Source organism: Victivallis sp. Marseille-Q1083, from assembly GCF_903645315.1.
In the GTDB taxonomy this organism is placed as follows: Bacteria; Verrucomicrobiota; Lentisphaeria; order Victivallales; family Victivallaceae; genus UMGS1518.
This window is the reverse complement of sequence record NZ_CAHJXL010000001.1, coordinates 2,449,759-2,470,000: the sequence shown is the minus strand read 5'-3', so window position 1 is coordinate 2,470,000 and position 20,242 is coordinate 2,449,759. Positions and strand designations below refer to the sequence as shown.

The 20,242-nt window shown below is 56.5% G+C and carries 16 protein-coding genes; 2 read left to right on the top strand and 14 right to left on the bottom strand.

Annotated elements, in window-relative coordinates; genetic code table 11:
• Positions 1–279: 279 nt before the first annotated feature.
• Positions 280–615, top strand: a complete 336-nt coding sequence (locus HWX74_RS10120; RefSeq protein ID WP_176013421.1) for a hypothetical protein — start codon at positions 280–282, stop codon at positions 613–615.
• Between the two features lie 327 nt (positions 616–942).
• Here HWX74_RS10120 and HWX74_RS10115 read toward each other — a convergent pair whose 3' ends face one another.
• The 14 genes from HWX74_RS10115 to rpmE form a co-directional block, all read right to left on the bottom strand.
• Positions 943–3,285, bottom strand: a complete 2,343-nt coding sequence (locus HWX74_RS10115; RefSeq protein WP_176013420.1) for a C13 family peptidase — start codon at positions 3,283–3,285, stop codon at positions 943–945.
• 140 nt (positions 3,286–3,425) lie between these two features.
• Positions 3,426–4,754 (bottom strand): HlyD family type I secretion periplasmic adaptor subunit, encoded by a 1,329-nt coding sequence (locus HWX74_RS10110; RefSeq protein WP_176013419.1) that lies wholly within the window; start codon positions 4,752–4,754, stop codon positions 3,426–3,428.
• 2 nt (positions 4,755–4,756) lie between these two features.
• Positions 4,757–7,333 (bottom strand): peptidase domain-containing ABC transporter, encoded by a 2,577-nt coding sequence (locus HWX74_RS10105; RefSeq protein ID WP_217704923.1) that lies wholly within the window; start codon positions 7,331–7,333, stop codon positions 4,757–4,759.
• A gap of 6 nt (positions 7,334–7,339) precedes the next feature.
• Positions 7,340–7,624 carry a hypothetical protein gene (locus tag HWX74_RS10100; protein ID WP_176013418.1) on the bottom strand — a complete coding sequence of 95 codons (285 nt, stop codon included), beginning with the start codon at positions 7,622–7,624 and terminating at the stop codon, positions 7,340–7,342.
• 12 nt (positions 7,625–7,636) lie between these two features.
• Positions 7,637–9,283: a DUF4091 domain-containing protein gene (locus HWX74_RS10095; protein ID WP_176013417.1), complete on the bottom strand. Its 1,647-nt coding sequence runs from the start codon at positions 9,281–9,283 to the stop codon at positions 7,637–7,639.
• 41 nt (positions 9,284–9,324) lie between these two features.
• A complete protein-coding gene (locus HWX74_RS10090) occupies positions 9,325–10,521 on the bottom strand; it encodes a hypothetical protein (RefSeq protein WP_176013416.1) in 1,197 nt (398 codons plus the stop codon).
• Entirely contained in the window at positions 10,521–11,807 is a 1,287-nt protein-coding gene (ftsA, locus tag HWX74_RS10085; protein WP_176013415.1) for a cell division protein FtsA, read from the bottom strand. Before ftsA ends, HWX74_RS10090 begins: the two co-directional genes overlap by 1 nt.
• A 205-nt stretch (positions 11,808–12,012) precedes the next feature.
• On the bottom strand, positions 12,013–12,330 hold the full coding sequence (locus HWX74_RS10080) for a hypothetical protein (protein ID WP_176013414.1): 318 nt from the start codon (positions 12,328–12,330) through the stop codon (positions 12,013–12,015).
• A 145-nt stretch (positions 12,331–12,475) separates the two neighbouring features.
• Positions 12,476–14,119, bottom strand: coding sequence for a chaperonin GroEL (gene groL, locus HWX74_RS10075; RefSeq protein WP_176013413.1), 1,644 nt, complete (start codon positions 14,117–14,119; stop codon positions 12,476–12,478).
• A 69-nt stretch (positions 14,120–14,188) separates the two neighbouring features.
• Complete coding sequence (gene groES / locus HWX74_RS10070) at positions 14,189–14,485, bottom strand: co-chaperone GroES (protein WP_176013412.1); 297 nt, start codon at positions 14,483–14,485, stop codon at positions 14,189–14,191.
• Between the two features lie 102 nt (positions 14,486–14,587).
• Entirely contained in the window at positions 14,588–16,504 is a 1,917-nt protein-coding gene (gene dnaK / locus HWX74_RS10065) for a molecular chaperone DnaK (RefSeq protein WP_176013411.1), read from the bottom strand.
• Between the two features lie 183 nt (positions 16,505–16,687).
• Positions 16,688–17,509 (bottom strand): PHB depolymerase family esterase, encoded by an 822-nt coding sequence (locus HWX74_RS10060; protein ID WP_176013410.1) that lies wholly within the window; start codon positions 17,507–17,509, stop codon positions 16,688–16,690.
• 261 nt (positions 17,510–17,770) lie between these two features.
• Positions 17,771–18,865 (bottom strand): peptide chain release factor 1, encoded by a 1,095-nt coding sequence (gene prfA / locus HWX74_RS10055; protein WP_217704922.1) that lies wholly within the window; start codon positions 18,863–18,865, stop codon positions 17,771–17,773.
• Between the two features lie 93 nt (positions 18,866–18,958).
• Positions 18,959–19,168 (bottom strand): 50S ribosomal protein L31, encoded by a 210-nt coding sequence (gene rpmE / locus HWX74_RS10050; protein WP_176013409.1) that lies wholly within the window; start codon positions 19,166–19,168, stop codon positions 18,959–18,961.
• A 250-nt stretch (positions 19,169–19,418) separates the two neighbouring features.
• Here rpmE and HWX74_RS10045 point away from each other — a divergent pair, with 250 nt between their 5' ends.
• On the top strand, positions 19,419–20,228 hold the full coding sequence (locus tag HWX74_RS10045) for a 1-acyl-sn-glycerol-3-phosphate acyltransferase (protein ID WP_176013408.1): 810 nt from the start codon (positions 19,419–19,421) through the stop codon (positions 20,226–20,228).
• Positions 20,229–20,242 lie beyond the last annotated feature (14 nt).

Sequence of the window (20,242 nt, the reverse complement as noted above, 5' to 3'; positions counted from 1 at the left end):
TTCCTATGGCGATATAAAACGATACGGGTAGATAGAAGAAAAACCATACTACGCGAGTGCTTTCGCCCTCCTGGCTACCATATAAGCAGGGGTAGACGCACTTGTCAACGGCGGACGAAGCCCGTTCATCTCGACCGTTGACGAGTGTGAATGGCTTTGCTACTTTGTACAAACGCAGGAATAATGATAGGAAAATTCATATATGCGTATTATAATACAAACATATAAAATCAAAATTTATTCAGCAGATTATTCGTATTAACGTTGGAGGTTATCAATATGCAAAAATGGTGTACTGAAGATTGGCAATTTGAATTAACAGCAATAGCGGGAAAAGCAGGACACTGTCGGCTTGGATTAGAAAAAGGAGATAAATTTGTCTTTTCATATGAATGTCCTGCTGGAATGTGCCCTAAAACAATGATAAAAGTATACACATGGTGTGAAGTTATCCGATGTGGTGGTGATTTTACATATAGAGGTGAAAAAGAAAAATATGAAATGAATATACCATGCGCTGATGGATGTATACAATTTCATCTTAAAGCAACTCCTATTAATCGAGATAAAAATGGAAAACCTCTGCCAAATGGTCCTAGACCAAAAGATGAGTAACTTCCAATTACCAATCAAGATGATCAAGGTTGGTTTTCCGGCTCGTTGCCTGGCAAATTCATCCAGAAAAATCTGCATGCAGTCCGTATTTGAATATGGCATGATCAGCGAACACCGGTCTCCTGTATCCGGGCAGAGGAAGGATATTTCTTCTACGGTTAAATGCGGCTGTATCATCAGTAATCCCCTATTTCGGTTACCGATAAGATAGCATCACTTTTAAGCAATATCTGCATTTGAAAGCGAAATGATATAAATCGCTTTTTATCTATCTAATCAATAAAAAAGGGTCCGGATTGTGCTCCGGACCCTTCATACGGAATGCTTTTACACTTGCGCCAATATCTGATGATTGCTCCCTAGCATCCATGGATGCTCGAACCCTCCATCGGGATGACCTTCCACGCAGGTGCCATTTGGCTCGTAAACGTTGCGACAAGCAAAATCGCCGTTATTTATGACATAGTTGTATACATCATAAGTACTGGTATAACCATTAAGAAATGCCCGGACAATTTCACTGGCAAAACTGTGGCAACTGGCGAATTCCCCGTTCGGGCCGAAACTACTCCAGGAAGATTCAAAATGATTGGCGGCAGACATGCCAAACAAATTGTCCTGCTCCGGCAACGCCTGCAACATTCCCCCAGAAAAACATTCACTAAACATATAAGTCAACGTAGCAGCCTTCGCGTTTATCGACTCTGACCATTGGGCAAATTCAACACCGGTAATATCATTCATCTCACCATAGGTACCCGTCGACAAATCGGGATAATACCAACCACAAAGAACTTCTTCTCCTTTTATGGAAGGATCTTCTTCCCCTCCGCCATGATCATAAGCATAAAAGAGAAAGTTGTCATTTTCAGTAATTACACTACTAATTTGACTGAAAACATTTTTCAAATTATTTCGGCTGGCGGCCAATACTTGCGACCCCTTGCTCGTCGCATATGTCATATCGGAGTTAAACACCCTCTCAGTAAAGGGATCAAAACAATCACCCCCCGGATCGGTACCATCGGCATAAACAACGAAAATGTTCTCCGCCGGAACATTATAAACATTAAGCATGGTGTTATACATCTCACGAACGGTCGTATAATAATCAATACGATTATTGTACATATCACATCCGCCGCTGAACAACACGACGTAATTCTGGCTCGGCGGTGTAACCGACAAATTGACGTCGTAACTGTTGACCGGCGTTCCGTCAACCGTTTCGGTCTGCAAGTAATATGTCGTGCCCGGGGCCGCTTCCGTCGTGATGGTGATGTTCGTCCCGGTCTGGCTGCTCACTTCCATCAGGTTGCCGTCAACGACCTGATAGAGCTTCGCCGCGAGCCGTTCGGTGGCCGAAAGCGTGATTTCACCGTATCCGGTATCGGTCAGCGAGAACGTCATCCAGTCGACATCGCCGGAATCGTGCAGGGTGTGCTGCTGGCTTTCCTTCACCGTCAGCGTCGTCGCCTGTTCTTTGGTGTTGTCGTTTTCATACTGGTCGACCCGGATGTAGCCCGGATTGCCGTTGACCAGGCTCAATTCATAAGCCTGCACCGTACCGGAGCCATTCTTCTCCGCCGATACGTAATAGGTCTTCGCCGAACTGAATTCATAAGCAATGCCGCCATGATTCCCGGCCAATCGGCTGATTTCCACCAAACCGGATTTCGTCAGCTCATAAAAAGTCAATTTCATGTCATCCGAGGCATCCAGACTGATCGTCTGCAGACCGTTCGCGGCAATTTTCACCCAGTCGATGTCGCCGTTCAGATGAATGCTGTGCAGCTGCACTTCGCCGACCGACAACGCCGTCGCCTGCGTCCACAAGTTGTCGTTGCCTTTCGCCTTGCCGTCGCCGCCGCCTACTTCATATTGATCATAGGCGCCATCGCTGGCCGATACCCGAATCTGGTAATTTTTTACCGTCTTATCCGGATCGAGCGCCGAAACTTTGATATAATAAGTCATGCCGGCCCGTAAAAATTCGGAATATTCCGGACCGCCCAATTTATCGCCCTTCACCGTCGCAATCTCGTTCAACTCACCAGCCCCGGTCAGGGAATAAACCGTGAATTGCATATCCGACAGCGTACCGGTGGTCTGAATCGAATAACGGCCGATGGTATCCGGCGTGAATTTCACCCAGTCGATATCGCCGCCGACATGAATCGTATGCTCCTGGCCGAGTTCGGACACGTAAAGATCCGTCGCCCGCGTCCACCAGTTGTCATCTCTGCCTTCGCTATCGTAATCATCCGGCATTACCACGGCGTTCGACTTGACGCCCGGCGCCGTCAGGCTGGACAGCGCCGCCGAATTGCCGGCCGCAGCGGCATTCAACGTCATTGCCGCCGTCGCCTGGCCGGCCGAATAACTGCGCAACAATGCCGTCACCTGATTGACTCCGCTGAAGGAAAGCTCGGAAATCGCCGCAGCCGACGCACTTCGCAGCGCCGCCATCGCCCGCCGGCTCGATTGTCTTTCCGCCATCGCGTCGGCAACCCGGCCGTCCGCCATGATCACCCATTCCAACTGATCTTCCCCCAACCCCGACAAGACCACCCTGCCGGCCGAAGTCTCCTGCGGGAACATGTCCAACACCACGCCGTCCGCGCCGGCATCGGTCCAGTTCGCCTGCTCCATTCCTTCATCTCTAGCCATTGTTCCATCTCCTAATTCAGCCGCAGTACGACGGCTCTATTGGAATCGTCAAAAATCCATCCGTATAATTATAAGCACCTCAAAACAAAAATGCAATAGCAAAATTCGCCAAAAAATGTTTTTTTACCCAAATTTTCCGCTTACGGTTCCCGCACCGATTCATCCAGCGCCTTGATCAGCGGATGAATCAGATATTCGATGAGCCGCCGTTCACCGACCTTGATCTCGGCGGTCAGCCGCATCCCCGGCTGCAGCCGGAAATTCTCCGGCACCTGGGACAACCGGCCCTCCACCGTCAGCCGGGCCCGGTAATAATTGCGGGTCGCGCCGTTGCCCAACTGCTCCTGAAAGGTATCCTCGGAAATCAGCCTGACCCGACCGGTCAGCGTGCCGAACCGCTGAAACGGAAACGGGTCCAGCTTGATCCTGGCTTCATCACCGCATTTGACCAGGCCGATATCCCGCGGGTCGATGTTCGCTTCGACTTCAACGTCGCTCACCGGCACCAACGTAATCAACGATTCCGCCTCCCGGACCGCCGACCCCTCCGAAAAGGCGGCGATCTCATGGACGATCGCATCGCAAGGCGCCCGCAAAACCACCAGCGAGCTCAGCCGCCGGGCTTTTTCCAACTGTTTTTCCGCCGCCTGCCGGTTGCGCTCGACCTCGACCAGCGATTCAACCGTCTGACGCTGGTAATCCTTGATAAAAGAATCCCGTTCCGAGCCGACCGACGACCGTTCATGTTCGGCTTCCTGCAGTTGATTTTCCAGCCGGTCGACCTCCCCCTCCATCTGCAACCGCGACAACTGGGTTTCCAGCAGCTGCTTCAGCGATACACTGCCCTGCTCGTGCAGCGTCGTCAACATGTCTTCGATCTCCTGCAGTTTCTCCAGCCGTTCCCGCTGCTTACTCAGACTCTGCCGGCGGGTATGCAATCCGGCGTCGATGCGCTGAAGATTCTGTTCGAAATAATCCAGCCGGGCCCGGTAATACAAATTACGTTCATCGAAAATCAGCCGCTGCTGCTTGTAATCCCAATCGGCGGCGGCCCCGTCCACCTGAAACTCCCGGCCGGCGGCCTCCGCCTTGAGCCGTTCGGTCTCCATGGTCAGACTCTTCAACTGCTCCTGCAGCCGCTCTTCCTCCGCCTGGTTGAAGGTCGGATCGAAGGTGATCAGCACATCGTTCTCATGAACGAACTGGCCGGCGACCACATTGATCTCCCTGATCACCGTGCGTTCCAGCGGTTTCATGACGATATTCGGCCGCAAGGTCGTCAATTTGCCTTCGGCCATGACGATCTTGTCCACTTTGAAGACGCTGGCCCAGACGACCGCCAGGACGAACAGCAGCAAAATGACATACAAGGTCAGCCGGGAATACCACGGCGCCGGCCGCTGCTCCAGCTCCAGTGCGTCGGATTGAAATTCCAGCGCCGCCGCCGGAATTTTCGGTTTCTTCGTCATGCTCAAGCCATCCCTCCCTGCTGCTGCACCCAAAAGTCATGATAGATGCCTTCCCGCTGCAGCAATTGCCGGTGCGTTCCGGCATCGCGCAGTTCGCCGCCGTCGAGAATGACGATATTGTCCGCCCCCATCACCATCGACAGCCGGTGCGAAACGATGATCACCGTCCGCTCCCGGCAGATCATCCGCAGGTTCGCCCGGATCAACTCTTCGCTCTCCGGGTCCAGCGCGCTGGTCGCCTCGTCGAAAATCAAAATGCGCGGATTGGGCAGCAAAGCGCGGGCGATCGCCAGCCGCTGCCGCTGGCCGCCGGACAGGTTGGCGCCATTTTCTTCCAGCACCGAATCATAGCCTCTGCCCAGTTTCTGGATGAATTCCTCGGCACCGGCCAGGCGCGACACGTAGATGATCTCCTCCATCGACGCATCTTTCTTGGTCAGCGCGATGTTGTCGCGGATCGTGCCGCTGAAAATGAAGTTGTCCTGCAGCACCACGCCGATGTTGGCCCGTAAATGAGCCCGGTCGATCTCCCGCAAATCAATGCCGTCGAATTTGATCAACCCCTGCTGCAGCGGATAGAGCCCCTGCAGCAATTTGGTCAGCGTCGTCTTGCCGGAACCGCTGCGGCCGACCAGACCGACCACTTCGCCGGGCCGGATGCGCAATGAAAAATTCCTGATCGCCGGCACACTGTCCGGCGTATACTGGAAGGTGACGTTTTCGAAGGAAATTTCGCCTTTCAACGGCTGCCGGATCCGGCCGCCGACCTGTTCCGGCGGCGCATTCATCACTTGTCCGAGCATTTTCACCGATAACGCCGTCTGCTGGTATTCGTGCACCAGCCCGACCAGGCGCACCAGCGGGCCGGTCACCCGGCCGGCCAGCATCTGAAAGGCAATCAAGGCGCCGACCGTGATTTCCTTGTCGAAAACCGCCAGCGCGCCGATCCAGATGATCGCCACGACCATCAGTTTTTCCAGCAGTTGGCTGGTCACCCGGGCGGTCATCGAGATCTTGCCGACGTTGAAATAACGGGTGATGGCGTAAGCCGCCGTATCGTTCCACTTGCGGATCTGCGCCGGCTCCAGCGCCAGCGATTTCACCGTGCGGATGCCGTTGATCGACTCCACCAGCATGCTCTGCCGCTGTCCTTCGGCCAGATAGAGCTCCTGCAAACGCCGCTGGAACGGCCGGATCAGACAAGCGATGATCAACGCCATCATCAGCGAAAACGCCAGCACCACCAGCGTCAACTGCCAACTGTAAATGAACAAAAAGGGAATGAACACCGCCAGCGAAATCAGTTCGATCATCGTGAAAAACAAATTTCCGGAAAGAAAATTGCGGATTTTATCGGTCTGCTGCATGTGTTTGATCAACACCCCGGCCGGCATCTGTTCGAAAAAGCCGACCGGCAAATTCAGCATATGCAGAAAAGTCCGCGCCGCAGTCCTGATATCGATCTTATTGGTGCAGAAGAGCAGCAAATAATCCCGCAACCCTTCCAGCACCGCGTTGAACAGCAGCACGACGACAATGCCGACGCCGAGCACGTTCAACGTCCGGTAACTCTCGTGTACCAGCACTTTGTCGACGACGATCTGGAAAAACAGCGGCGTCACCAGACCGATCGCGCTGATCGCCAGCATCGCCAGCACCACCTCCAGGAACAACCGGCGCTGCTTCCAGAACTCCGGCACAAACCAGGAGAGCCCGAACGGCTGCTTCTCATCCAGCAGCGAATAGGTCCGCTTCAACAGCAACTGGCGTTCGGCAAAAACTTCTTCGTATTGAGCTTGTTTCCAGTAATGAACGCCCGGCGTCTCCCCCGGCGGCGGCGCCGGATCCCAGACCGCCGCCTGCACTTCGCCGTCCGCCGCCGCGCGGAAACCGCACAGCACCGCGAACTGGCCGTTCTTCTTTTCCACCAAAGCGGGAAAAGCTTCCTGCAAATTGCGCAGCCTCGTCCAGTCGAATTTCACCGCCCGGCTCTTCAAGCCGTAACGCCCGGCGATCGCCTGCAACTCCCGCCAGTCCGGCTCCGCCGTCTCGATGGCGCTCTCATGCCGCAACCGGGCGACATCCACTTCGACGCCGCACTGCCGGGCGATCGCGCAAAACGCATAAAACGCCGTCAGCCGGCCATCGGCCGCATACGAAGCGTTGCGGCGGGACCGGACCAGGATCGCCCGGCCGTGCCAATTGCGCTCGAACTGCCCTTTCGGGACAAAGAGCATCTTGTTTTCCGCCTGGGTCAACGGGTCGAACAGCACCACCTGTTCGCTGTCCCCCTGCCGCAACGGCGAGCGCAAGCCGAGAAAAATCACCCAGTTGCCGTTGGCCAACTGCAACATCACCGGCATGCCGATCTGCAAATACAACTCACCCGGCGCTTCCGCTTCCAGATACTGCGCCTGGAAATCCAAACGCTCCAGCACCGTGCACAGCCACTCGTGCGGCGGCTGCTCCGCCAACGGCAATTCGGCGAACAGCGCCTCCGGATTGACTCCGGACGGCAGCACCCGGACGATCTCTCGGATGCACGCCTCGGCGGTCAAACGGCTGTCAGTCATTTCCATGCCGGATCAATCCCGAAAATTCGGCGAAGCGGGCTCCTGCCCTTTCTCCGCCGCCGGCTCATTTTCTCCCGGCAACAATCCAGCCTGCTGCAACTGATGAAACAATTTGTCGACGGCGGCGTGAATGCGCCGAAAACCGGCCGTCGACAGAATCATCTCCTCGGTCACTTCCTTGTTCAACGGCTGCGTCCGGTCGGCGCCGGACACGTAGTTGAAAAAATCCAGATGGATCATGCCATCCATCATGCTGACCTTTTCCAGGCCATCGACGAATACCCGTCTGGCAGCCATGAGCAATCTCCTTTACGCCAACGCCCGGTTGATGCGGTTGCGCACCTCCAGCAGCCAACTGGCGCTGCGCGGATAGCGCTTCATCGTCAATTGATAGCCGAGATCGCCTTCCAGCAGCTCCAGCACCGCCGGCCGGCCGATTTTCTTCTCCAGCAACTCCAGCGCCCGCATATCCTGCAAACCATCCCGGAACACTTCGTAGCGGATCGAATCGAGCGGACCGTTTTTCCCCGGATAAACCAGATAGGAATCGCCGCCGCAGAACGCCCGGCCGGCATCGGTTTCCCGGAACGGATCGATATCCTGCTTCAGCGAGTACTGCGTATACCAGAAATTGAATCCCCACTGCAGGAACCCTTTGATCTGATAGCGGTACATCAAAATTCCCATGATCCGGTTGCGGGCCGAGGAGAACGAATAGAAACGGTTCGGCACCGCCGCCCGCTGACCAACGCAATAATAGGTCCACAACGGCTGAACCTGGTGCTCGACGAACGCTTCGATGTGATCGTTCGACGGAATCGGCAGCTTGACCAGTCCCTTGGCATAGAATTCGAAACTCGACAGCGCATCGATCATCGGCCAGTCGCCATCCAGCAGCGACGCGACGAATTCCGCCGACCGCTGATAGCTCTCCAGATGTTCCTCGCTCGGCTCGTCGGAAACATGGAAATAGCAACGCCCCTCCAACTGTTTGCCGCGCAGGAAAGCGGTCAATTCCGGCAGCAACTGCTGCAGGAATTGACGGTATTCAACCGATTGGGCGGAAACCTGCCAGCCGAACAGTTTCTGTTCCTCGCCATCAACTTCCACGACAATTTTCGGCGTGCAGGTGGCTCCCCACTGCGTATACAAGTGTGACATTTCGAAGTACCGGATTCCGCACGACTCGCAGAGATCGATCCAGCGCTCCAGCAGCGAGAAGTCGAAATGGTAGCGGTCTCCCTTCTTGCTGATCTTCAGCAACTGCACCGTCGGCCGCTCCCCGCCGACCGCGGTATCCAGCGGCTGCGTCCACAGCGGCGTCAACAGCATATTGATGCCGTGATCCGCCGCCGACTGGATATAGGCTTTCAGCAGTTCCCAGTGCCTTTCACTCCAGCAGGGCACCTGATAATAGGTATAAAGACAATCGGCATGGAACCATTCGGTATGGATCAGCGTCTGCTCCGGCAGCGCCACCGGCACTACTTCCAGCGTAAAATTCCCCTCTCCCAGCACTTCCGGCAGATCGGGCATCGGTTCTGCGGGAACCAGTTTCAGCCGGATCGGATATTTGCCGCCGGCGCAATTCTCCGGCACGGCAACCGAAACCCACAACGTCCGCCACTGCTCCGGCAGCGTTTTCACTCCATCGGCAATTTCATCGAGCAGGTCCGGATACAGGCCCGGCGTCCGGCGCAACACGGCGTCCGGAATCTCCGGATCGTTGGCCGGCAGTTCGCTCGGAACCGATTTCACCTCCCGGACCGTGACCGCCTCCGCCAGCGGCGATTCGACCACCGGCAACACCTTCAAACACCAACTGTCGGTCCAGTAGGCCACCTGAAAACTGTAAATTTCCCCCTGCAGCGCGGTGCCGCAGCACAACTCCTCCGCCTGCAGCGCCTCGTCGCAAAACACTTTTTCGAGAGAACTGATCAACCTGAACTTAAACATTCCAACTCCTTACTATTCTTGAAACAATTAGCCTGTATGCTTTATTCACCCTTGTCGATCGCAACCGAACGGCGCTGGAAAGTCGGAATATCCAAATCTTCCCCGTTGACCACCACTTGCGTCGTATTCAGAAAGATGCCGCGGGAGACCGGTTCCAGTTCAAACTGCGGCTGCTCGAATTGACCGCCGCCGGCAATACTGCCGACCACTGCCGGCCGTTCCGCCCGGCGACGGTGCACCGGCCGGCGGACCGCCTCGACTTTGCCGTCGTATTTGATCGCCAACGCGGTCAGCTGGATGCGGTCGCCATACGCCGGATCGACATTGGTGCCGATCACCACGTTGGCATCCTCGCCGATAAACCGGCGGGCCGCCTCGAAGACCGCTTTCATCTCGCCCAGGCTCAACGCCTCCCCGCCCAGCAGCGTCAGCACCACGACATCGGCGTCGCGCAATTTATTCACCCCGCCCAGCAACGGCGCTTCCAGCAGCCGTTCCAGCGCCAACTGGCCGACGTTCAACCCTTCGCCGGCCGCCGCATTGCCGACGCCGATGGCACAGAAGCTCTTTCGCTCCCGCAAAACGGTCCGCAGATCGCCGAAATCGGCCGGCAGCAGATTGCCGACCCGCAGCAATTCGCTGACTCCCACCACCGAACGGGCCAGCTCCAGGTCGGCCAGCCGGAAGGCCTCCCGGGTCGACGTCTCCGCCGGCAGCACCGAAAACAGCAGATCGTTCGGCAAACAGAGCAGCACATCCACCACCGGCAGCAACTCCTGCAACGTATCTTCGGAAATTTTCCGCTTGCTGTGTCCCTCCAGCGAGAACGGCATCGTCAACAGAAAAATAGTCGGAATTTTCAACCGGCCGGCCAATCCGGCCAGCGCCGGAGCACCGCCGCTGGCGGTGCCGCCGCCGAGGCCGCCGATCACCAGCAATAATTTGGAGTCGCTGATCAAGGTCTCCAGCGCGGCGCGTTCCCGGGCCATCGAACGCTGCCCTTTGAGCACATCGCCGCCGCAGCCGCGCCCGTTGCGCCACTGACGGTCGGCCAGCAATTTATTCTCTTCCGGCAGCGGGCAACCGTCCAGCGCCTCGCTGTCGGTGTCCACCGCCAGCAGACGCAGATGGGCGGCTTCCGGCATCCGGCTCAACAGATTGACCACCCGCACGCCGGCACAGCCCAACCCCAGAACCGCGATCGTCTTTTCCCGCACCGTTTCTTCTGCCATATTCATCACATCTTTATCGATTTGAACAATTCGCCGACCCCGCGCAGCATCCGATCGCCGACTTCACCGGCTTCCCCCACCGCCTCGGCCAACCGGCCGAACATGCCGCGCGGCCGCATCGCCGAATAAATCTGATTGCACTCCTCACCGAACTTCAACACCCCCCAGACCGTGCTGTAACGCGGATTTTCCAAGTCGGTCAGGGCGCCGCTGGCATCGTAAGGCCGGCCGATCCGGACCGGAAACTCAAAAACGGTATGAAAAAGTTCAAAGGTACGGTCGAACAGGGCGGCCCCGCCGGTCAGCACGCCGCCGCTGGCCAGGTTGCGCAGGATGCCCTCTTCGCCGACCCGCCGCTTGATGATTTCAAACACCTCCCGCAAACGCAAATCGATGATCCGCTCGAACGAACTCAACGGAATCCGCCGCAGGGCGCCTTCGGCATTTTTCATCTCCAGCACCCCCTGCCGCCGTTCGACGCTGCGCTGCAGCGAACCGTCCTGCAGGATTTTGCGGCACTGATTGATCGTCAGGTTCAAGCCGAGCGACAAATCATTGACGACATGTTCCATGCCGACCGGCAGCACGCCGCTGGCCAGCACGCCCATGTTGAACACCACGGCATATTCCGTCGTGCCGGCCCCCATATTGACCAGCAGTACGCCATTCTCCTTCTCCTCGTCGGTCAGGATGCCGTAGACATCGGCAATGGCGCTGAACACAATCTTGACATCCGCTTCGAATCCGGCATCACGCATCAGCGAACGGAAATTTTCGATCCGGTTGGTGTCGCCGTGAATGACATGCAAATACGCTTCAAGCTTATGGGCGACCTGATTTTCCGGATTGCGGGCCCGACGAATGCCATCCAACAGATAGAAGGCGTCGAAAGTATTGATTTTGGTCTGTTCCAGCGGCAACGGCTTGACCTGGGCATTTTTGATCGCCTCACCGATCGCCGCCTGGGAGACCCGCTGGTCTTCGGCATTGATGAATACCGTGCCGACCCCCTGGTAGGAGTTGATATTGCAGCCGGTGACCGACATGGCGATGATCCGGCTGTTGTTGATTTCGCGCCCGGCCGACGCATCGGCCGCTTCCAGCGCCTCAGTCAATTTTTCCAGCGCCAGGTCCATGTCGACGATCTCGCCCTTGACCACCGAATTGCCGCCGGAGGCTTCACCGCGGCCGATGATGGTCAACGGTTCGTCCGGGCGTGAAGCACCGATCAGCACACAAATTTTCGAGGTGCCGATCTCGACTGCCGTAATGATATCCCGCCGTTTCAACATCCGATTATTTCTCGTTGATTCCTAAAATTCCGAAAGAACTACAAATACGTTACACAAAATATTACCAAAGGCGGAAAATACCAATTGATTCCAATTTTTTTTACGGTTTTTTACGGCCGGGGTATGCGCGGCGAAATTCCATTCAACGCATCGGCACATCACCGCCTTTTTCCTCCGGCTCCTGTCCTTCCGTCAGCCGTTCCTGTCAGCCTCGGCCTCCCCACGACAGCAAGGAACACAAAGCCACCACACAAATCATCACCACACACCAGAACATTCCCCAGCCAGCCCAGCGCGATACCCGTCGGGATTGTTTCACCCACGCCACCAAACGGCAGAGAAAAAACAGATAACAAGCCAGCCACACCAGCGAATAAAAGCCGCCATTGGGAAAGCAGGAGAAAGCTGCCAACAACAACATGCATGACAGAAGCGCCAGCACCGCCACCCCGAACGCGATGAGCGCACGAAAGCAAGCAACGCCCGGCCGCGCCGGCGTTCCTTCCGGATCGAATCCCAACATTTTCCCATCCCTCCTGTCGCGTTCCCTTCCCACTCCTCTTGTATATTACTCTACACTCTGCCGACCGGCAATCAAATCCTCTCAAAGCAAAAAGGGCGGGGAAAAATTTCCCCGCCCAAGCGTCGTATCGACAGAATGACCTGACTTACATCATGCCCATGCCGCCCATACCGCCCATGCCACCCATGCCGCCGGCCGGAGCAGCCGGTTCTTTTTCTTCCTTGACATCGGTGATCAGGCATTCGGTGGTCAGCAACAGACCGGAAATCGACGCGGCGTTCTGCAAAGCCGAGCGCGTCACCTTCGTCGGGTCCAGGATACCACATTTGAGCATATCGACATACTGGCCGGTCGCCACATCGAACCCTTCGGTATCTTTCAGCTCCTTGACCTTCTGGACGACGATGCTGCCCTCGTAACCGCCGTTGGCCGCCAGTTGGCGCAACGGTTCCTCGATCGCCCGTTTGACGATCTGAGCGCCAATCGCTTCATCGCCGGTCAGTTTCAGGCTGTTCAACGCTTTGGCCGCGCGCAGCAACGCTACACCGCCGCCCGGGACGATACCTTCTTCCACCGCGGCGCGGGTCGCGTGCAGCGCATCTTCGACGCGGGCCTTCTTCTCTTTCATTTCCGTCTCGGTCGTCGCGCCGACATGGACCACCGCCACCCCGCCGGCCAGCTTGGCCAGACGTTCCTGCAGTTTTTCACGATCATAATCGGAAGTGGTCTCTTCCATTTCGCGGCGGATCTGATTGACCCGGCCGGCGATGGCGCTCGGCAGACCGGCGCCTTCGACGATGACGGTGTTCTCTTTGTCAATCGTGACGCGCTTGGCTTTGCCCAACTGTTCCAGCGTGACATTTTCCAACTTGATGCCGAGATCTTCGGTGACGCAGGTGCCGCCGGTCAGAACGGCGATATCCTGCAGCATCGCTTTGCGGCGGTCGCCGAATCCGGGAGCCTTGACCGCGCAAACGTTCAGGGTGCCGCGCATCTTGTTGATCACCAGCGTCGCCAGCGCTTCGCCTTCGACGTCTTCGGCGATGATCAGCAACGGCTTGCCTTCTTTGGCCACCAACTGCAGCAGCGGCAGCATATCGTTGAGGTTGCTGATTTTCTTTTCATGAATCAGGATATAGCAATCGTCCAGCACCGCCGACATGCCTTCAGTGTCGGTGACGAAATACGGCGACAGGTAACCTTTGTCGAACTGCATGCCTTCGACGACGTCGAGGGTGGTTTCGATGGTTTTGGCCTCTTCGACGGTGATGGTGCCGTCCTTGCCGACTTTGTCCATCGCGTCGGCAATGATGTCACCGATCGTGGTGTCGCCGTTGGCGGAAATCGTCGCCACCTGGGCGACCTGTTCGCGGTCGGCCACGCCTTTGCTCAACTTGGCCAGTTCCTTGACCATCGCTTCGACCGCCTTGTCGATGCCGCGCTTGAGTTCCATCGGGTTGGCGCCGGCGGTAACGTTCTTCAAGCCTTCGCGGAACACCGCTTCGGCCAACACCGTCGCCGTCGTCGTGCCGTCACCGGCGATATCGCTGGTCTTGCTGGCCACTTCCTTGACCATCTGGGCACCCATATTGGCATACGGACAGGCCAGTTCGATCTCCTTGGCGACGCTGACGCCGTCTTTGGTAACGGTCGGAGAACCGTATTTCTTGTCGATGACCACATTGCGGCCTTTCGGGCCGAGAGTGGTTTTTACCGCCTTGCTCAACAAGGTCACGCCTTCGAGAACGCTGCGACGCGCTTCTTCAGAAAACAAAAGCTGTTTAGCCATTTTTCGTTATTTTCCTTTTTTAAAAATCAATTTTGCAGATGTAATGACAGCCCTGCCCCGGGCCCGGCTTCAGCCGATCACCGCCAGGATATCGTCCTGCCCGATGATTTTGTACTCTTTGCCGTCGTATTTGACTTCGGTGCCGCCGTAACGGCTGGTCAAAACGATGTCACCAACCTTGACGTCAAATTCGATTTTCTTGCCTTTGTCATCGGTCTTGCCGGTGCCGATGGCAATTACGGTGTACTCCTGCGGCTTTTCCTTGGCGGTGTCCGGAATGACGATGCCACCCTTGACCTGTTCGGCCGCTTCGCAGATTTCAAGCAGGACCCGGTCGCCCAACGGCTTGATGTTCACTTTCGACATGTTGCTCTCCTTACGATTTTTGGTTTAATTTGTTAAAATATTTTTGAATAAAGTGCCGCCGGGACGGTCGAAATCATCCCGACAGCATTGACTACTCAACCGTTACTTATCATCGACCACTTCGGCATCGACAAAACCATCGTCATTCGACTTGCCGCCGGCCGCGTTGCCGGCCGCCTCGCCGCCGGTCGGACCGCCGGTCGGTTCCGTCTGCTGCTGCTGTTGCTGCTGATAGATCTCCTGGCCGAGCTGCATTAAATGCTGCTCGAGGCTTTCCATCGTCCGCTTCATCGCTTCGACGTCGTCGGCTTCGATATCCTTCTTCAACTTGGCAATACCGTCTTCGACCGGTTTGCGAACCGCATCGGACACCTTGCCTTCGAACTCCTTCAACTGCTTCTCGGTCTGGTAAACCATCGAATCGGCCTTGTTCTTGACCTCGATGCGTTCCTTGACCTGCTTGTCCTCGTCGGCATGCGCCTTGGCCTCGTTGACCATCTTCTCGATTTCCTGCTCGGACAACCCGCTGTTCGCGGTGATGGTGATCTTCTGCTCCTTGCCGGTGCCGCGGTCCTTGGCGGTAACGTGCAGGATGCCGTTGGCGTCGATGTCGAAGGTCACTTCGATCTGCGGCACGCCGCGCGGCGCCGGCGCGATGCCGTCAAGGCGGAACCGGCCGATCGTCTTATTGTCCCTGGACATCTCGCGTTCGCCCTGCAGCACGTGGATGTCGACCGACGGCTGATTGTCGGCCGCGGTGCTGAATACTTCGCTTTTCTTGGTCGGAATCGTCGTATTGCGGTCAATCAGGCGGGTGAAGACGCCGCCGAGGGTTTCGATCCCCAGCGACAACGGCGTGACGTCCAGCAGCACGACATCGTTGACCTGGCCGCCGAGCACACCGCCCTGGATGGCGGCGCCGCAGGCAACCACTTCATCCGGATTGACGCCCTTGTGCGGGTCACGGCCGAAAATTTCCCTGGCCTTCTCCTGCACTTTCGGCATCCGGGTCATCCCGCCGACCATGATCACTTCCTTGATTTCCGAAGCGTTCAAGCCGGCATCGCGCAGACAGTTTTTGCACGGCTGCACGGTACGTTCCAGCAGCGGGTCGCACATCTTTTCGAGTTCCGCCCGAGAAACCGTCATATTCAAGTGGATCGGCCCATCCTGATTCATCGTGATAAACGGCAGATTGATATCGGTGGACATGCTCGAAGAGAGTTCGCACTTCGCCTTTTCCGCCGCTTCCTTCAACCGCTGCAGCGCCTGGGAATCCTTGCGCAGATCGACGTTGTACTCCTTGCGGAAGGCATCCGCCAGATAGTTGATCAGCACCTGGTCGAAGTCGTCGCCGCCGAGGTGGGTGTCACCGTTGGTCGACTTCACTTCGAAAACGCCGTCGCCAATTTCCAGAATGGAGATATCGAACGTCCCGCCGCCGAGGTCGTAGACCGCCACGGTCTCTTCACTTTTCTTGTCCAGTCCGTAGGCCAGCGCCGCCGCCGTCGGCTCGTTGACGATACGCAGCACTTCCAGACCGGCGATCTTGCCGGCATCCTTGGTCGCCTGACGCTGGCTGTCGTTGAAGTAAGCCGGCACGGTGATGACCGCCTGCTTGATCTCCTCGCCGAGATACGCCTCGGCATCCAGTTTCAACTTCTGCAAAATCATCGCCGAAATTTCCGGCGGCGAATAAGAGCGGTCGCCGATTTGGATCGCCACGTCGCCATTGGCCGCCTTGACCAGCTCGAACGGCACCAGATTGCGCTCTTCGCCGATCTCATCGTATTTCCGTCCCATGAAGCGCTTGACCGAGAAAATGGTGTTCTTCGGATTGGTCACCGCCTGCCGTTTGGCAGTCTGGCCGACCAGGCGCTCGCCATTTTTGGTAAAAGCCACAATCGACGGAGTCGTCCGATTGCCTTCCGCATTCGGAATGACCGTCGCTTCGCCGTGATCCATCACCGCCATACAACTGTTGGTGGTGCCCAAGTCAATACCCAATATCTTACCCATGATATCCTATCCTCCTAACGAGTTTTTAAATTTCAAATTTTCAAATATTACGGTTGAAGTTTCAGCAAATAGCATGCCAATTTTTTCAAAACGTGACATTCAACCAGTTAAAGCCGGGTCATCCGGTCCGGTGACACATTTCGGGCCGAGCGAGCTGTCACAAGTGGGACAAATTGACACAATTCATTGTGCCAATTCCGGCACCACCGGCTCCTCGCCGAGTTCCTGCCCGAACAGCCATTGGTAGAAAGCCGGATCATGGTAGGCATTGATCCAGGAATTGTGCTTGACGGTCGGATATTCGGTATATTTCGCTTTGCCGCCGGCCGCTTCGATCGCCTCGACCATCCGGCGCGACCCTGCCGGCTCGACCACCGGATCATCGGCGCCGTGAAACGCCCAGACCGGCTTGCCGGCAAATCCGCCGGCCGCCTCCGGCACGCCCCAGCCGCACACCGGCGCCGCAGCAGCAAACAATTCCGGATGAAACCGCAGCATTTCCCAGGTGCCGTTGCCGCCCATCGATACGCCGGTCACATAAACGCGCCGCGGATCGATCGGCTCAGTTTTCATCACCTGCCGGATTATCGCCAGAACCTGCCGCAACTGCCGGGAAGGCTGATCGGCAGGCTTTCCCCAACTGCCCCAGGCGGCATCGGCCGGACACTGCGGCGCCAGTACAAAGCAGGGATATTCATTCTGTACCATCGGCTGGGCAAACCAGGCGGCATGCGTCAACTGCGCGACATTGTCATCCCCGCGCTCTCCGGCGCCGTGCAGAAAAACCAGCAACGGGTAACGGACGCCGGCTTTTTCCTCCTTCGGGACAAACAGGCGGTACGGCATACTGCCTTCGGCATCCCGGTAAACCAAGCCGAGAAAATTCTGTTCCACCGACATTTGCGCCGCTGTCGCGGCGGTTTCCTCCGCGACGGCCGCTCCGCCCTGCAGGACCAGACCGGTTGCCAGCCAAGCGGACAACCCGATTCTTTTCAGCATTTTCATGATATTTCCTCCTCTATCGCATGAAAGCTCCTCTGGCTTTACCATAATACCATATGCTGTTTTTTACAATCGCTTTCTGAAAAAACCAAACAAAAAGCGGATAAAATAACTTTCACACGTCCAGCGGGTTGCCGATTTTTTCCGGCCGGCATCCGCGGAACAGGACATCGAGGCTCCCGGACCGCAAAGGCGCCGAAACGCGGCGATGCCGCTCGGGAAACGCCAGAAAATATTTCAGGAAGGAGTGCCGCCGGCACAATTTCAGGACGGCCGGTTGCCGAGATTGGCCAGTTGCTGTTCACAGGCGATGGTGATGATCGGATCGAGCAACAGGTCCAGCTCCCCTTCCATCAGCTTCGGCAAATCGTACAAAGTGATGCCGAAACGATGGTCGGTCACCCGGCTCTGCGGATAATTGTAGGTGCGGATCCGTTCGCTGCGGTCGCCGGTGCCGACCTGCGAACGCTTGTCGGCCGCCTGTTTCGCCGCCTCTTCCCGCTGCTTGTGCTCCAGCAAACGCGCATAGAGAATCCGCAAAGCGATCTCCTTGTTGCGGTGCTGCGATTTTTCCTGCTGGCTGGCCACCGACAGACCGGTGGGAATGTGGGTTACCCGGACCGCCGAATCGGTCGTATTGACGCACTGGCCGCCGGGGCCGGAGGAACGGAATACGTCGAAACGCAGCTCCTCCGGTTTGATATCGATTTCCACCGCTTCGGCTTCCGGCATCACCGCCACCGTCACCGTCGAAGTATGGATGCGCCCGCCGGACTCCGTCGCCGGAATCCGCTGAACCCGGTGCACGCCGCTCTCGTATTTCATCCGCGAGTAAACATCCTCGCCGGCCAGCGAAAAGGCGATGTTCTTCAAACCGCCCAGATCGCTCGGCGCCTGGTCGAGAATTTCCAGTTTCCAATGCCGCTTCTCGGCGTAATACATATACAGGCGGAACAGATCCGCCGCAAACAGCGCCGATTCGTCGCCGCCGGCCGCCGGCTTGATTTCGACGATGATATTGCGCGCGTCGTTCGGGTCCGGCGGCAGCAGCGCCAGTTGAATGGCGGCCGCCAGCTTGGCCGCTTCCGCTTCCAGGTCGGCGATATCGGCAACAATCAATGCTTTGAGTTCGGGATCATCCTCGCCGGCCGACAAACGGGCATTTTCGTCCAATTCGCGCAGCACCCGCGTCCAACGGTCGAAATTCTCGAACAGATTCGCCAGTTGACGATGCTCCCGGGAAATGCGTTTCAAATCATTCGGCTTGCCGTAGATCGCCGGGTCCGCCAGCAGGTGCTCCAATTCGGCAAACCGGCCGCGAAGATTCTCGATATATCCGGCGATGTCTGAAGGAGTCATTGCCACTCACCTTTCCATACAAAAAATGCCCGCTTCCAATCACGCTCAAAGGGGGCGGCGCAACCGGAGCAGGCAAATGCAATACCCGGCCGATCAGTCGTTGTTCTTCACGCCGTAACGCTGACGGAAACGCTCAACACGACCCGCCGTATCGACAAATTTCTGCTTGCCGGTAAAGAACGGGTGGCATTTCGCACAGATACCGACCTTCATTTCCGGACGGGTGGACTTGATGTGCCAGACTTCGCCGCAGGCGCAAATCACTTTCGCATCACCATATTTCGGATGAATATCCTTTTTCATTTGGTCAACTCCATAGGTTTTGGTTTATGTTAAAATTGAAATTGCAAAATCCAAAGATTATAGAATATAACGTAAAGTGCATAAGATTCAAGAATAAAACATATTTTTTACCGATAAAAAACCGCCGGTCGGACAAATTATCTCCATAAACACCGATCACTCAATTGAAAAAAGCGGTCCGGCGCTGTATACTAAACGTCCTGTACTTTCAATTGCTTTAACTGTAATTTTTTGATGGAATGGTCGATTTATGAGCTGTCCGAATAATTTGTTCGAGGGCGACACTTACGATACTCCACCCGGCCGCCGCTCCTGGGAAGACCGGTTGCTGCTCGGCAACCGTTTTCATTTTTATCTCCGCAATTTCTGGATTTTCTGCCAGACCGGCTGCTGCGCCAGGCGCGGCCACCTGACCGCCGAGCGGCAAATTCATTATTCCAACGGCAATATCCGGCTCGTCGAAGCCTGCGGCGGCATCATCCACCTGCGGGGCCTCGACCATCTGCGGCAACTGGAAGGCCGGCCGGTCATTCTGATGGGCACCCATATGAGCATGCTGGAAACCGCCGTATTCCACGCTATCGTCCGGCCGCATCTGGACTTTACCTTCGTCATCAAGCAATCTCTTTTGAAAGTGCCGTTCTTCGGCTGGATCATGCAGTCGCTGGCCGCCATTCCGGTCGGCCGGTCCAATCCGCGCGAAGATTTGAAAGCGGTGCTGAAACAAGGCAAGCAACTGCTGCAGTCCGGCCGGTCGATCATCCTGTTTCCCCAGGCCACCCGCAGCACCGACTTCAATGCCGACAGCTTCAATTCCATCGGCGTGAAGCTGGCCAAAGCCGCCGGCGTCGAGATCGTCCCTTTTGCGCTGAAAACCGATTTCATCGGCAACGGCAAATACCTGCGCGACTTCGGGCCGATCCATCGCGACCGGCAGATCTATTTCGAATTCGGCGCGCCGGTCCGGGTCGAAGGCAACGGCAAGCAGGAACTGCAGCAGTTGACCGCCTTTACCGCCGACCGGCTGAACCGCTGGGCACAGGAACAGGCCGTTCGCTAAGGAAAATATCAACC